Source organism: Bacillus sp. FSL K6-1012 (genome assembly GCF_037964915.1).
GTDB classification, from domain to species: domain Bacteria; phylum Bacillota; class Bacilli; order Bacillales; family Bacillaceae; genus Bacillus; species Bacillus halotolerans.
The window spans coordinates 2,411,015-2,425,950 of the sequence record NZ_CP150175.1 but is presented as its reverse complement, the minus strand read 5'-3'; the positions used below and the strand labels follow the sequence as shown (position 1 = coordinate 2,425,950).

General features: G+C 43.1%; 15 protein-coding genes and 1 riboswitch. Of the genes, 13 read left to right on the top strand and 2 right to left on the bottom strand.

The window, feature by feature from the left end:
• Positions 1-54 precede the first annotated feature (54 nt).
• The 12 genes from NSS75_RS12395 to aroD all read left to right on the top strand — a co-directional run bounded on the left by NSS75_RS12395 (position 55) and on the right by aroD (position 11,876).
• Entirely contained in the window at positions 55-1,203 is a 1,149-nt protein-coding gene (locus NSS75_RS12395) for a D-alanyl-D-alanine carboxypeptidase family protein (RefSeq protein ID WP_213417709.1), read from the top strand.
• The gene (gene spmA / locus NSS75_RS12390; RefSeq protein WP_024121904.1) at positions 1,191-1,781 is read left to right on the top strand and encodes a spore maturation protein SpmA; all 591 of its coding nucleotides are present in this window, start codon (positions 1,191-1,193) and stop codon (positions 1,779-1,781) included. The genes NSS75_RS12395 and spmA overlap by 13 nt, the downstream gene beginning before the upstream one ends.
• Before the next feature lie 4 nt (positions 1,782-1,785).
• On the top strand, positions 1,786-2,322 hold the full coding sequence (gene spmB / locus NSS75_RS12385; RefSeq protein ID WP_010334782.1) for a spore maturation protein SpmB: 537 nt from the start codon (positions 1,786-1,788) through the stop codon (positions 2,320-2,322).
• Between the two features lie 91 nt (positions 2,323-2,413).
• Positions 2,414-3,148 carry a 23S rRNA pseudouridine(2605) synthase RluB gene (rluB, locus tag NSS75_RS12380; RefSeq protein WP_024121903.1) on the top strand — a complete coding sequence of 245 codons (735 nt, stop codon included), beginning with the start codon at positions 2,414-2,416 and terminating at the stop codon, positions 3,146-3,148.
• Positions 3,149-3,241: 93 nt separating this feature from the next.
• Positions 3,242-3,781, top strand: coding sequence for a thiol-disulfide oxidoreductase ResA (gene resA / locus NSS75_RS12375; protein ID WP_339233252.1), 540 nt, complete (start codon positions 3,242-3,244; stop codon positions 3,779-3,781).
• Positions 3,778-5,406 carry a cytochrome c biogenesis protein ResB gene (gene resB / locus NSS75_RS12370; RefSeq protein ID WP_213417708.1) on the top strand — a complete coding sequence of 543 codons (1,629 nt, stop codon included), beginning with the start codon at positions 3,778-3,780 and terminating at the stop codon, positions 5,404-5,406. Before resA ends, resB begins: the two co-directional genes overlap by 4 nt.
• 19 nt (positions 5,407-5,425) lie before the next feature.
• Positions 5,426-6,601, top strand: a complete 1,176-nt coding sequence (ccsB, locus tag NSS75_RS12365) for a c-type cytochrome biogenesis protein CcsB (protein ID WP_101860350.1) — start codon at positions 5,426-5,428, stop codon at positions 6,599-6,601.
• Positions 6,602-6,683: 82 nt separating this feature from the next.
• Entirely contained in the window at positions 6,684-7,406 is a 723-nt protein-coding gene (gene resD, locus NSS75_RS12360; RefSeq protein WP_010334777.1) for a DNA-binding response regulator ResD, read from the top strand.
• Complete coding sequence (gene resE / locus NSS75_RS12355; RefSeq protein ID WP_024121899.1) at positions 7,403-9,169, top strand: sensor histidine kinase ResE; 1,767 nt, start codon at positions 7,403-7,405, stop codon at positions 9,167-9,169. Before resD ends, resE begins: the two co-directional genes overlap by 4 nt.
• A gap of 203 nt (positions 9,170-9,372) precedes the next feature.
• Positions 9,373-9,957, top strand: a complete 585-nt coding sequence (sigX, locus tag NSS75_RS12350) for an RNA polymerase sigma factor SigX (RefSeq protein ID WP_024121898.1) — start codon at positions 9,373-9,375, stop codon at positions 9,955-9,957.
• The gene (locus tag NSS75_RS12345; protein WP_339233249.1) at positions 9,893-11,002 is read left to right on the top strand and encodes a sigma-X negative effector; all 1,110 of its coding nucleotides are present in this window, start codon (positions 9,893-9,895) and stop codon (positions 11,000-11,002) included. The genes sigX and NSS75_RS12345 overlap by 65 nt, the downstream gene beginning before the upstream one ends.
• A gap of 112 nt (positions 11,003-11,114) precedes the next feature.
• A complete protein-coding gene (gene aroD, locus NSS75_RS12340; RefSeq protein ID WP_103671751.1) occupies positions 11,115-11,876 on the top strand; it encodes a type I 3-dehydroquinate dehydratase in 762 nt (253 codons plus the stop codon).
• Between the two features lie 57 nt (positions 11,877-11,933).
• Here aroD and serA read toward each other — a convergent pair whose 3' ends face one another.
• On the bottom strand, positions 11,934-13,511 hold the full coding sequence (serA, locus tag NSS75_RS12335) for a phosphoglycerate dehydrogenase (protein WP_010334772.1): 1,578 nt from the start codon (positions 13,509-13,511) through the stop codon (positions 11,934-11,936).
• 206 nt (positions 13,512-13,717) lie between these two features.
• Positions 13,718-13,852, top strand: a riboswitch (FMN riboswitch).
• 156 nt (positions 13,853-14,008) lie between these two features.
• On the opposite strand from serA, the gene fmnP reads away from it, so the two are divergent.
• Complete coding sequence (gene fmnP, locus NSS75_RS12330) at positions 14,009-14,581, top strand: riboflavin transporter FmnP (RefSeq protein ID WP_254517697.1); 573 nt, start codon at positions 14,009-14,011, stop codon at positions 14,579-14,581.
• A 39-nt stretch (positions 14,582-14,620) separates the two neighbouring features.
• On the opposite strand, the gene NSS75_RS12325 is transcribed toward fmnP, so the two are convergent.
• Positions 14,621-14,869, bottom strand: a complete 249-nt coding sequence (locus NSS75_RS12325) for a ferredoxin (protein ID WP_003225461.1) — start codon at positions 14,867-14,869, stop codon at positions 14,621-14,623.
• Between the last annotated feature and the right edge of the window lie 67 nt (positions 14,870-14,936).

Here is a 14,936-nt window from a genome sequence, read left to right as displayed (position 1 = left end):
ACTGATGGACATGCGCATAAACTTGTACAAACCACCACAAGGACGTGAACAAACATGCGCATTTTTAAAAAAGCTGTATTAATAGTCATCATTTCTTTTCTATTTGCAAGTGTAAATGTGAACACAGCACATGCAGCTATAAATGTCAGTGCGAAGAGCGCCATTGTCATTGACGGCACATCAGGAAGAGTGTTATTTGCCAAGGACGAGCATGAAAAAAGGCGGATTGCCAGTATTACAAAGATCATGACCGCTGTTCTTGCCATTGAATCCGGAAAAATGGAAGAAACCGTGACTGTTTCTGCAAATGCGGTCAGAACAGAGGGCTCGGCCATTTATTTAACCGAAGGGCAAAAAGTAAAATTAAAGGATCTTGTGTATGGCCTGATGCTGAGATCCGGGAACGATGCTGCTGTTGCGATTGCTGAGTATGTCGGGGGAAGCCTCGATGGATTTGTCTATATGATGAACCAAAAAGCAGAACAAATTGGTATGGAGAATACCCGTTTTCAAAACCCGCACGGATTGGACGACCATGAAAATCACTACTCAACAGCTTATGACATGGCTGTTTTAACGAAATACGCCATGAAGCTCAAAGACTATCAAACCATCTCCGGCACAAAAATATACAAAGCAGAAACAATGGAAAGTGTATGGAAAAACAAAAATAAATTGCTGACGATGCTGTATCCATACAGCACAGGGGGGAAAACAGGCTATACCAAGCTTGCAAAACGCACACTGGTTTCAACCGCTTCAAAGGACGGCGTAGATCTGATAGCCGTTACCATTAATGACCCCGAAGATTGGGATGATCATATGAATATGTTTAACTATGTATTTGATCATTATCAAACATATTTAATCGCAAAGAAAGGAGATATTCCTAAGCTCAAAGGTACATTTTATGAGTCTAAAGCTTTCATCAAACGGGACATCACCTATTTGCTTACCGAAGAAGAAAAAGAAGATGTCAAAATCAACACTACCCTGCTCAAACCGAAAAAAGCCTGGGAAAAGGATGTCTCAAAAATTCCGGATATTGTAGGACACATGAAAGTCATGTTCAACGATGAAACCATCGCAAAAGTGCCGATCTATTACGAAAACGAACGAAATCAAAAACCGAAAAAAAAGTTTTTTGAAACGTTTCAATCCATTTTTCTGAATGCGGCTGGCGGGGCAAAATGGTCAATATAATCTGGGTCAGCTTAACTGTGATCGGGCTAGTATTTGCGATGTGCAATGGAACGCTGCAGGATGTAAATGAGGCGGTGTTTAAAGGAGCCAAAGAAGCTGTCACAATCTCATTTGGACTTATGAGCGTGCTTGTTTTTTGGCTGGGTTTAATGAAAATAGCTGAACAGTCTGGGCTGCTGGATATTTTCAGCCGTATGTGCAGGCCTTTTATTTCTAAGCTGTTCCCTGACATACCGCCGGATCATCCCGCAATGGGCTACATTTTATCAAATCTCATGGCGAATTTCTTCGGTCTCGGGAACGCGGCCACACCTCTTGGCATTAAAGCAATGGAGCAAATGAAAAAGCTGAATGGAAACCGTTCGGAAGCGAGCCGTTCCATGATCACTTTTTTAGCTGTTAATACTTCCTGCATTACTCTCATCCCGACAACGGTTATCGCCGTGCGAATGGCCTATTCCTCCAAAACGCCGACAGATATCGTCGGACCGAGCATTTTGGCGACACTCATTTCTGGAATCGGCGCCATTATTATTGACCGTTATTTTTATTACCGCCGTAAAAAGAAGGGGAGGTAAGCCGATGGAAATTATCAACTGGCTGTCTTTAGCCATGATCCCTATCATTATTGCCGGCATTCTACTTTATGGAACAATCAAAAAGGTGCCGACATATGAATCCTTTGTTGAAGGCGGAAAAGAAGGAATTGAGATCGCATTTTCGATTATCCCCTACTTAGTAGGGATGCTTGTTGCGATTACCGTTTTCAGATCATCAGGCGCGCTTGACTTTTTTATGGATCTTTTAAAGCCGGCCTTTTCCGCCATCGGCATACCGGCTGAGGTGGTTCCGCTTGCGCTGATCCGTCCGATCTCCGGTACGGCTGCTCTGGGTATGACCACCGATTTAATTGCAGTGTATGGACCGGATTCCTTTATTGGCAGGCTGGCATCGGTGATGCAGGGATCAACGGATACAACACTTTATGTGCTGACGGTGTATTTCGGAGCGGTCGGCATTAAAAAAATGGGTGATGCGTTAAAGGTGGGACTTCTTGCTGATTTAATCGGTGTAGTTGCATCTATCATCATCGTTACGTTATTATTTGGGAGCGCCTGAAAATGGCGTTTTTTTAGATAAAGCATGCGAAATCTGAAAAAGCTTGTTTGTTCAGGTTGAAAAAAGTAAGATAATACTTGAGGTGAAAGACATGGAAAGACTGCAAAAAGTAATTGCTCACGCCGGAGTTGCATCGCGCAGAAAGGCAGAAGAGCTGATTAAAGAAGGAAAAGTAAAGGTGAACGGCAAAGTAATAACAGAGCTTGGTGTTAAAGTCACCGGTTCTGATCAGATTGAAGTAAACGGCTTGAAGGTGGAACGTGAAGAGCCTGTTTATTTTCTGCTATATAAACCAAGAGGCGTGATCTCCGCAGCGGATGATGACAAAGGGCGCAAAGTCGTGACGGACTTTTTTAGAGAAGTGCCGCAGCGCATCTATCCGGTCGGACGTCTGGATTACGATACAAGCGGTCTTTTGCTTTTAACCAATGACGGCGAGTTTGCCAACAAGCTGATGCACCCTAAATATGAAATAAACAAAACATATGTAGCAAAGGTAAAAGGCATACCGTCTAAAGAGCTGATCAGAAAGCTGGAGCGCGGCATTATGCTAGAGGAAGGCAAAACAGCGCCTGCCAAAGCGAAGCTGCTTTCATTGGATAAGAAAAAACAAACAAGCATTATACAGCTGACCATCCATGAAGGACGGAACAGGCAAGTGCGCCGCATGTTTGAAGCAATCGGACATGAAGTAATTAAGCTGAAGCGGGAAGAATACGCATTTTTAAATCTGAGAGGCTTAAATACGGGAGACGCAAGAGAGCTTACGCCGCATGAAGTCAAAAGACTCAGAGCGCTAGCGGAACACGGTAAAAACGCTTTCTAAGTTTCACATAACCTTCAAAAAGTTAGAAATGTGAAATGATTGTGAAATGATATAATTGAATGGATCTGCAATAGGGGAAGGGGGCAGTGGACAATGAAGAAAAAAAGGCGTTTATTCATTCGGACCGGCATCCTTCTCGTTTTAATCTGCGCGCTGGGCTATACAATATACAATGCTGTATTTGCCGACAAAGAGAGCATATCCGAAGGGTCCGAGGCACCGAATTTTGTCCTTGAAGATACGAATTGGGAACGTATTGAGCTGAGTGACTTAAAAGGAAAAGGTGTTTTTTTGAATTTCTGGGGCACCTGGTGTGAGCCGTGCAAAAAAGAATTTCCTTATATGGCGAACCAATACAAATATTTTAAAGACCAAGGCGTTGAAATTGTCGCGGTAAATGTTGGGGAGTCAAAGATAGCAGTACATAATTTTATGAAATCCTACGGAGTGAATTTTCCGGTTGTCCTGGATACAGATCGTCAGGTGCTTGATGCCTATGGCGTATCTCCGCTTCCGACAACCTTTTTAATCAATCCGGAAGGAAAAGTTGTCAAGGTGGTGACCGGCACTATGACAGAAAGCATGATCCATGACTATATGAATCTGATAAAACCCGGAGCGACTTCGGGATGAAGCAGGTAAAATGTGAATGCGGACATATCAACCCGGTCGGAACCGTTTTATGTGAATCGTGCGGCAGGGCGCTTCAGGAAACGCAGCCCCCGCTTGCTGATATGAGATACGATGGAAGTGCGAGACGTTCACAAACCTATAACAAAACGTTCATTGATAAAATATGGAACTTCTTTTCTTCGGTTAAGGTCGGAATATGGCTTATCGTCATAACCCTTGCAGCATCAGCATTCGGGACTATATTTCCTCAAGAAGCCTATTTGCCCCCCGGCGCTCAGGCTGATACATATTATAAAGAACAATACGGCACGTTTGGCCAGCTTTATTATTTACTCGGGTTCCATCATTTATATGGATCTTGGTGGTACTTGCTGCTGATTGCCTCTATCGGCATTTCTCTTGTCATCTGCAGCCTTGACCGCGTGATTCCCCTGTACAGGGCATTGAAAAATCAGGGGGTCAGGAGAAGCCCTGTTTTCTTAAAAAGACAGCGGCTGTTCAGTGAAACGGAGACCGAGCTCAACCTTGAAGAAAAAGAAAAGATTGTGACTCTCTTAAAGAAAAAGCGTTATAGAATACGAGAACAAGAGGGCAGCCTTCTGGCGGAAAAAGGGCGTTTTTCCCGCTGGGGTCCGTATGTCAATCACATAGGATTAATCATTTTCCTGATTGGCGCAATGCTGAGATTTGTGCCGGGCATGTACGTCGATGAAACGCTCTGGGTCAGAGAAGGCGAAACTGCGGCAATTCCAGGCACAGACGGAAGATATTATTTGAAAAACAATCAATTCAGCGTAGAGACTTATAACAGCGATACAGAAAAAAAGGTGTTCGCTGATGCCATTGACAGAGTCGGAAGCGGAAAGGTCGCGAAAAACTTTCAAACAGACGCGGTTCTCTATAAACGGGAAGGCAAAATTGTCTATGGAGAGAAGCCGAAGCTGAAAAAAGTAAAAGAAGAAGATATTCGTGTCAACCAGCCGCTGCGCTTTGATTCGTTTTCTGTTTATCAGGTGGATTATAAAGAGAATCAGCTCGATCAGATGGTGTTTCAGCTGATTGACAAAAAATCAAAAAAATCCTTTGGGAGCTTAAAGATCAACCTATTGGATCCAGATTCGGTTTATGATCTTGGCAACGGTTACAAAATTGAGGTCGCCAGCTACCTTCCTGACTTCTATTTTAATCAGGACGGAGAGCCGAGCACAAAAACAAAAATCCCTAACAATCCGGCGTTTGTCTTTAATATCATAACGCCAGATAAGCCAAAAGGCGAAAAAAGCTTTGTTGCCATTCAAGAAACAATTGAAGGATCGGGCAGCAATAAGTACAAGTTAAAATTTGACCATGTCGAAACGAAAAACATAACCGGTCTGACAGTCAGAAAAGATCTGACGCTTTGGGTGCTTGCCATCGGCGGAGCCATTTTTATGATTGGCGTCATTCAAGGAATGTACTGGCAGCACCGCAGAATCTGGCTGCATACACAGGAAGGTGCAGTCATGGTTGCCGGCCATACCAATAAAAACTGGTACGGACTGAAGCAGGATTTAAAATTTGTTTTAGCTGAAACGGGGCTGACTGAACCAGCAGACCAAAAAGAATTAATGAAAACACAGAAATAGGCGAAAAGGGAGTGGTGTCATGGCGGAGCTGAGCGGAAATTTTCTTTATGCGGCCTTTCTCGTGTATTTAATTGCGGTCCCGATTTTCGGCGGGGCCATACGCGGAAGGAAAAATAAAAAAGACAGGGCAAACCGGTGGGCGACGATCGGGATTACCCTTTCGATTATCGGTTTTCTCTGCCACCTGGGCTATTTTATTACAAGGTGGGCTGCCAGCGGCCATGCGCCTGTCAGCAACATGTTTGAATTTACAACGGCCTTTGGCATGATGCTTGTGCTTGCGTTTATTATCCTTTATTTTATCTATCAATTGCCTTCATTAGGTCTGTTTACATTATCGATCGCTTTATTGCTGATTGCATACGCCAGCATGTTTCCGACGGACATTTCGCCTTTAATTCCGTCATTGCAGAGCAATTGGCTGTATATCCACGTAACCACGGCTGCGCTGGGGCAAGCTATACTCGCCATCAGTTTTGTCGCAGGCGTCATTTTTCTTTTGAAGCATGTTGACCAGACAAAACCAAGCAAAAAAACCTTTTGGCTTGAAGCTATCATGTTTATTATGGTGACGGCAGTTGCCTTTATTGTGATAACATCTGTGTTTCGTTTTGCCGGCTATGAAGCTGAGTTTAACTGGGTGGATAAGAATAAGGAAAAAAGCGTGATGGTCTATGAAATGCCCGCACTTGTAGGTCCGCATGAGGGTGAGCTTATCACCGAGGGGAAAATGCAGCCCATTGCAGAGCTTCCGGCCCTTTTCTCAGGCAGAAAGGTAAACACAGTGATTTGGTCGTTTGGAGCTGGACTCCTATTGTACGGAGCGCTTCGCCTGATCGTCAGAAAAAGAATCAGTGCCTGTTTACATCCTCTGGTGAAAAACGTGAATCTTGATCTGGTGGATGAGGTTGGCTACAGAGCCGTTTCCATCGGTTTTCCGATTTTTACACTCGGCGCGCTGATCTTTGCAATGATTTGGGCTCAGCTCGCTTGGACGAGATTTTGGGGCTGGGACCCGAAGGAAGTATGGGCGCTGATCACGTTTTTGTTTTACGCCGCTTATTTGCATTTAAGGCTGTCAAGAGGGTGGCACGGTGAGAAATCAGCATGGCTGGCCGTAATCGGTTTTGCCATCATTATGTTCAATTTAATATTCGTAAATCTTGTGCTTGCCGGACTTCATTCTTATGCATAGTCCAGAACAAAGCGATACAGTTCTCAAACTTTCTCACGATTTGATAAAATGAAAGTAACAGAAGGAAAGCAGGGGGAAAACGATGGACCAAACCAATGAAACCAAAATATTAGTAGTTGATGACGAAGCCAGAATTCGCCGCCTTTTAAAAATGTATCTTGAACGTGAAAATTATGTGATTGAAGAAGCGGAAAATGGTGATGAAGCCATTGCCAAAGGCCTCGAAACCAATTATGACTTAATTTTGCTTGACCTAATGATGCCTGGCACAGACGGAATTGAGGTCTGCCGCCAAATTCGCGAAAAAAAAGCTACACCAATCATCATGCTGACCGCAAAAGGAGAAGAAGCAAACCGGGTGCAGGGGTTTGAATCGGGAACAGATGATTACATTGTCAAACCGTTTAGTCCGAGAGAAGTTGTGCTGCGGGTAAAAGCGCTTCTGAGAAGGGCATCTCAAAACTCTTATTTCAATGCGAATACGCCGACGAAAAACGTATTGGTGTTTTCTCATCTGTCAATCGATCATGATGCCCATCGGGTAACTGCTGACGGAACTGAAGTGAGCTTAACACCGAAAGAGTATGAGCTCCTTTACTTCTTAGCGAAAACGCCTGACAAAGTGTATGATCGGGAAAAGCTTCTCAAGGAAGTGTGGCAGTATGAATTTTTTGGCGATCTGCGTACAGTAGACACACACGTCAAACGTCTCCGGGAAAAGCTCAATAAAGTATCACCGGGAGCTGCCAAAAAAATCGTCACCGTATGGGGCGTCGGTTATAAATTCGAGGTAGGCGCTGAATGAAATTTTGGAAAAGCGTAGTAGGCAAGCTGTGGGCTACGATCCTTTCTCTTGTCCTGATCGTATTATTTATTTTAACGGTGCTTTTACTCGAGTTTATCGAAAATTATCATGTGGAAGAAGCCGAAAATGATTTAACCCAGCTTGCAAATAAAGTCGCAGTCATCTTAGAAAAACACGAGGATCAGGCGCTGGCAAGGTCGATCACCTGGGAGCTCGCTGATAACTTAACAAGCATTGCGATCATACAGGATGAGAAAAAATACTGGTATTCGCCGAACGATAAAAATCGGCTCTCATCTATCACGCTTGAGCAAATACAGCGGGACAAGGATTTACATCAGGCTCTGGACAACCATAAAAAAGTCAGTAAACGCACGGGCCTGAGTGGAAGAGACACGGATAATGAACGCCTGATTGTGGGTGTTCCGTATGAAAAAGACGGAAAAAAAGGCATGGTCTTTTTATCTCAATCTCTGCTTGCCGTCAAAGACACAACAAAACACACGACCCGTTATATATTCCTTGCCGCAGGCATTGCGATTGTGCTGACCACATTTTTTGCTTTCTTTTTATCAAGCAGGGTCACGTATCCGCTTCGAAAAATGAGAGAGGGCGCACAGGATTTGGCGAAGGGCAAGTTTGACACGAAAATCCCGATTTTAACCCAGGATGAAATCGGTGAGCTGGCAACCGCCTTTAATCAAATGGGGCGGCAGCTTAACTTTCATATCAATGCGCTCAACCAAGAAAAAGAACAGCTTTCAAACATATTAAGCAGTATGGCTGACGGAGTGATTACCATCAATATCGACGGCACGATTCTCGTGACAAACCCGCCGGCCGAACGTTTTCTGCAGGCTTGGTATTATGAGCAGAATATGAATATTAAAGAAGGCGACAATCTTCCGCCAGAAGCAAAAGAACTGTTCCAAAATGCTGTCAGCACAGAAAAAGAACAAATGATTGAAATGACGCTGCAGGGCAGATCATGGGTGCTGCTGATGTCGCCGCTGTATGCGGAATCGCATGTCAGAGGCGCGGTTGCCGTTCTTCGAGATATGACCGAAGAACGCCGCCTTGATAAATTGCGCGAAGACTTTATCGCAAATGTCAGCCATGAATTAAGAACGCCGATCTCCATGCTTCAAGGGTATAGTGAAGCCATTGTCGATGACATTGCGAGCTCCGAAGAAGACCGAAAAGAGATTGCTCAAATTATATATGACGAGTCGCTGCGAATGGGCCGCCTTGTCAACGATTTGCTTGATTTAGCGCGAATGGAATCAGGCCATACTGGATTGCATTATGAACAAATCAATCTTAATGAATTTATAGAAAAGATCATGCGCAAATTTTCCGGCGTTGCCAAAGAAAAAAATATTTCTTTGCATCAGGACATTTCTCTCACTGAAGAGGAATTTATGTTTGATGAAGATAAGATGGAGCAGGTGTTTACCAATTTAATTGATAACGCGTTGCGTCATACTCAATCAGGCGGCAATGTCTCCATCTCCGTTCATACGGTTAAGGATGGAATAAAAATAGACGTCAAAGATTCCGGCTCCGGGATACCGGAAGAGGATCTGCCGTTTATTTTTGAGCGATTCTATAAAGCAGATAAAGCACGGACAAGAGGCAGAGCAGGAACCGGACTGGGACTCGCTATTGTTAAAAATATTGTGGAAGCTCACAACGGTACCATTACGGTGCACAGCCGGATGGACAAAGGAACGACGTTTACGTTTTATATTCCGACAAAATGATCAAGTCGAGTCTGAATTTGCCGAAGAATCTTGTTCCATAAGAAACACCCGCTGATCTAAGCGGGTGTTTTTTAAAAGGTTTTTCTTAATAAAATTTAAGGATATGTTAATATAAATTCCCTTCCAAATTCCAGTTTCTCGTAATATAGTTGTAATGTAACTTTTAAGCTATTATTACGACTAAAGGAACGGAGGGGTTTCCTATGGAAGAAACCTTTCAAGCGTTATATAAAACTTACCATCAAGATTTATATCAATTTTTATTTTATATGGTAAAGGATAAAAGCCAGGCTGAAGACCTTCTTCAGGAGGTTTATATTCGTGTATTAAATTCATATCATACGTTTGAAGGAAGAAGCAGTGAAAAAACATGGCTTTTGTCGATTGCACGCCATGTGGCGATAGACTGGTTCCGTAAGCAGCAGACGATCAGACAGCGTGTACTCGGGACATTTGATTGGGACACACAGGATGTCAGAGATCAGCAATTGCTTCCGGACGAACTCGCGGTTCAACATGAAAATGTCCGGGAAATTTATGCTGCGCTCGATCAATGTACGATCGATCAAAGAGCTGTGATTATCTTACGGTTTATTCAGGGATATTCAATACAGGAAACAGCCAATGCTCTGCGCTTCTCGGAAAGCAAAGTGAAAACGACCCAACACAGAGGGCTCAAAGTACTTCGGAAACATATGGAGCTTTTGAGGGAGGAGCTAATGGATGATGAAGTCAGATTGGAACGAAGAACAGATAAAGGAGTTGTTAAGTCAACTGCCGGCAGTTAAAGACCATCGTTCTCCGCAAGACATATACAAGCGGCTTTCGATGGCAAAAAGCAAAAAAAAGTCCGCTGTTAGGTGGATTGGTCCCGCATGTGCCACTGCGGTTGCGGTTTATATCGCCTTCATTATTTCTCCTCATTTCTTTGATCAGGCACAGCCTCAACAAAAAGAAGCGTCCCAAGAAAACGCTATAACGAAAACTGAGACAGCAGACAGCAAAAAAGCTGCATTATCCCTGGATCAGTCATCGTTAGTTGTTCCTGAAAAGGAGCAGAACAACTATACGACTGTAGCAATTGCCGATGCCGAAACATCCACAATTATACCCGTCAGCATTAAAAAAACGAAATCAAACCAAACCATACAGGAGGTGCTGTTTGAAAGTGATCAATTGGATATCCTTGATCACGCCATCACGATTCCCTCCTTCATGGATGAAGTGGAGGTAAAGGAAAACCAAAACCATAAGGAATTAAATATACAAGTCGATCAGCCCATTGAGGCTTTTTCTGTAAAAGACGACGCAATACTAAAAAAATTGCTGAAAGAATCTTTAAAATGGAGTCCTTATGAAAAAATCAAAATTTACTCATCGGAGCAGAAAAAGGACGGCGCCAGTATTGGCTCAAATGGTACTTTTACTGAAATTCCTATTCCTAAACAGTCGAACAGAGCCTACTCCTTGTACCAAAATGAACAAGGACAAGACTTTCTCGTTCCAACAGAAAGAACATTTAATACTGTAAAAGAAGCTATTAAGGAAATGGAATCGAGCAATCAAACAAATACTGCACCTCTTATTCAAGCGGGTGCCGTCAAATCTGTAACGGAGAAACAGAATCACTTATATATCCATTTCTCAAAACACTCGGGGGTTGAGGATTCTATTGCCGGCATCTTAATGCTGGAGGGACTTCTTTTAACAGCAAAGGAGTTTGGCTTTACAGAAGTGACCTTTGCGGAAACGGGAACAAAAAAAATCGGCAGATACGATGTAACAGAAGCTATTCCAGTTCCTGCTGCTCCAAATCCGATTTCCTTACATTAAAAGAGCCTTTTTTCAGGCTCTTTTTTCGTTGCTTTTCATATAATAGAAATTTTCAAAAAAAACTTGTCCGTGTATAATAAAACAAGGTAAAGATTGAAAGGATTTGAGACGAGTGAACGTGTTAACAATCAAAGGAGTTTCCATCGGTGAAGGGATGCCGAAAATCATCGTTCCGCTGATGGGGAAAACAGAAAAGCAAATTTTAAAAGAAGCAGAAGCTGTGAAATTACTGGATCCGGATATTGTCGAGTGGCGAGTCGATGTATTTGAAAAAGCAGACGACAGCGAAGCAGTCATAAAGATGATCTCAAAGCTGCGAGAGTCTTTGAGAGACAAGCTGTTTCTATTTACATTCAGATCGCATAAAGAAGGCGGGAGCAAAGAAATGGATGTAGGTTCCTACATCGCTTTGCTGGAAACGGCTATCCGCACAAAAGATATAGACTTTATCGATGTTGAATTATTTTCAGGAGAGGCAAACGTTGAAGCGTTAGTATCTTTAGCAGGAGAAAATGGTGTCTACGTGATTATGTCTAATCATGACTTTCAGAAAACACCTGAAAAGGACGAGATCATTTCTCGGCTTCGTAAAATGCAGGAGTTAGGAGCGCATATTCCGAAAATAGCCGTAATGCCGAAGGATGCAGGAGATCTTTTAACCTTGCTTGATGCGACGTATACGATGAAGACAAAATATGCGGACCGACCGATGATCACAATGTCAATGGCGGGAACGGGATTAGTCAGCAGGCTGAGCGGTGAGGTATTTGGATCAGCTTGCACATTCGGCGCAGGAGAAGAGGCTTCAGCACCTGGGCAAATACCTGTATCCGAACTGAGAAACGTGTTAGAAGTACTGCACAAACATACATAAACAGGAAACCGTTAAAAAGCAGAAAAAAACTCAAGCTGCAGAGCTTGAGTTTTTTTCTTATGGAAGATCAATAAGTTTCACAGACACGATATCAGGAACATCTGTTAGTTCTTTCACAATTTTATCTTCTAAATGTCTGTCAAAAGAAAGCATCATGATGGCTTCTCCGCCTTTTTCTTTACGGCCAACCTGCATGGTTGCAATGTTAATATCGTTATCTCCGAGAATACGTCCCACTCGGCCGATGACCCCCGTCGTATCCTGATGCTGGATGTAAACCAGGTGGCCTGTTGGATAAAAGTCGATATTAAACCCGTTGATTTCGACAATGCGTTCTCCGAAATGAGGGATATAGGTAGCTGTAACGGTAAAGGTGCTGCGGTCTCCTGTCACTTTTACGCTAATGCAATTATCGTATCCAGATTCAGAAGTGGAAATCTTTTCACTAAAGCTAATGCCGCGTTCTTTTGCGACACCGCCCGCATTTACTTCGTTAACTGTTGAGTCAACGCGTGGTTTTAAGAAGCCTGACAGAAGGCTTTTTGTAATAAACGATGTTTCAAGTTTAGCAATTGTGCCTTCATATTGAATCGCGACATCCTGTACCGGCTCTTTCATGCATTGTGATACGAGGCTGCCGATTTTTCCTGCGATTTGGTGGTACGGCTTAATCTTAGCGAATTCATCTTTTGTCATGGCAGGCAGGTTAATGGCTGACATAACAGGAAGACCTTTTGCGAACTGCAGAACTTCTTCTGATACTTGCGCTGCAACATTCAGCTGCGCTTCTTTTGTCGATGCCCCTAGGTGAGGAGTGGCAATCACTAACGGGTGGTCAACGAGTTTATTATCAACTGGCGGTTCAACTTCAAAAACGTCAAGAGCCGCACCGGCAACATGGCCGCTTTCTAAAGCTTCAAGAAGAGCTGCCTCATCGATAATGCCGCCTCGTGCACAGTTAATTAAGCGAACACCTTTTTTCGTTTTTGCAATCGTTTCTTTGTTTAACAAGCCTTTTGTTTCTTTTGTTAACGGTGTATGCACAGTGATGATATCTGCGCTTTCCAAGACTTCTTCGAACGTACGGCTGTTAACACCGATTTTTTTCGCTCTTTCTTCTGTTAAGAAAGGATCAAAAACGTGCACGGTCATACCGAAGGCTCTCGCACGCTGTGCAATTTCGCTTCCGATTCTGCCTAATCCTACAATTCCAAGTGTTTTGCCGTAAAGTTCCGAACCGACATATGCTGTGCGGTTCCATTCTCTGGATTTTACAGAGATATTGGCCTGAGGGATGTGTCTCATTAAAGATGAGATCATCGCGAATGTGTGCTCAGCTGTGGAAATTGTGTTTCCGTTTGGCGCATTAATAACAATTACCCCATGTTTCGTCGCTTCGTCAATGTCGATATTATCAACACCGACACCGGCTCTTCCGACGATTTTTAAAGAAGTCATTTTTTGAAAAAGGTCTTCTGTTACTTTTGTCGCGCTTCGCACCAATAGAGCATCAAAGGTATGTAATTCATCCTCTGCATCTGCTACGTTTTTTTGGACGATTTCAATAAAGTCTGATTCAATAAGTGGTTGTAAGCCGTCGTTGCTCATTTTGTCTGAGACCAATACTCGAAACATCGTAAGATTTCCTCCTAAATTGACAAACTAAATATCTGATAATTTAACATATTCTCAATAGAGTGTCAATGTGTATTGACGCAGTAAAGGATAAAAGGAAAGTGAGGAATTGACCAGTTTTAGAGACTTTTGGCGTTATATTTAATTTGAAGCAATTATCTATACAACCAACCGTTTATCGTTTATAATGGAACCAAATTCATATGATCAATCTTCGGGGCAGGGTGAAATTCCCTACCGGCGGTGATGAGCAATGGCTCTAAGCCCGCGAGCTGTTTTTGACAGCAGGATTCGGTGCGATTCCGAAGCCGACAGTATAGTCTGGATGGGAGAAGATGGAGGTTCAGCAGCGTTTTGAAAGAAAGGTTTTCAAACGTTTCTTTACCAAGCCAAATTTTTGAAACCCCGCTTTTATATCATAGAGCGGTTTTTTTATTGGCTGGAAAAAGAACCTTTCCGCTTTTCGAGTAAGATGTGATCGAAAAGGAGAGAGCAAATTGAAAGTAAAAAAATTAGTCGTGATCAGCATGCTGAGCAGCATCGCATTTGTTTTGATGCTGTTAAATTTTCCGTTTCCGGGGCTTCCTGATTATTTAAAAATTGATTTCAGTGATGTCCCTGCCATTATTGCGATTCTTATATACGGACCTTTAGCGGGTATTGCCGTTGAAGCGATAAAAAACGTTCTTCAATATATCATTCAGGGGAGCATGGCTGGAGTGCCTGTAGGACAAATTGCAAATTTCATTGCGGGAACACTCTTTATTTTGCCGACTGCTTTCTTATTTAAAAAGCTGAAATCAGCAAAAGGCCTGGCCGTAAGTCTTCTGCTTGGGACTGCAGCTATGACGGTGCTGATGAGCATTCTGAATTATGTTCTGATTCTTCCGGCCTACACATGGTTTTTACACTCTCCGGCATTATCCGACAGTGCGCTGAAAACAGCGGTAGTCGCTGGTATCCTGCCATTTAACGTCATAAAAGGCATTGTCATTACGATTGTGTTCACACTTATCTTTATCAAGCTTAAACCGTGGATTGAACAGCAAAGAAGCGCGCATATTCATTAAATAAAAAAAGCTCCCGCAGGGGAGCTTTTTCGATTACTTCTATTCAAATTTAAGCGGGTCGCCCTCAAACGGCTCATCCGCCACTTTGATGGAATCAGTAGGGCATCCTTCAAATGCGTCAATCATATCTTCTTCCAGTACTTCAGGAACTTCGACAACGCCTTTGTTTTCGTCAAGCGTTACGAACGCGATGCCTTCATCATCGTAATCGTAAATGTCTGGTGCAGCCGCTCCGCAAGCGCCGCATGCAATGCATGTATCTTTGTCTACGATTGTGTACTTTGCCATGAATAAAACCTCCCAGATTGTTCTTGGTGGAACAAATGGATCAATCTTTATATTTAATCAATTTAAC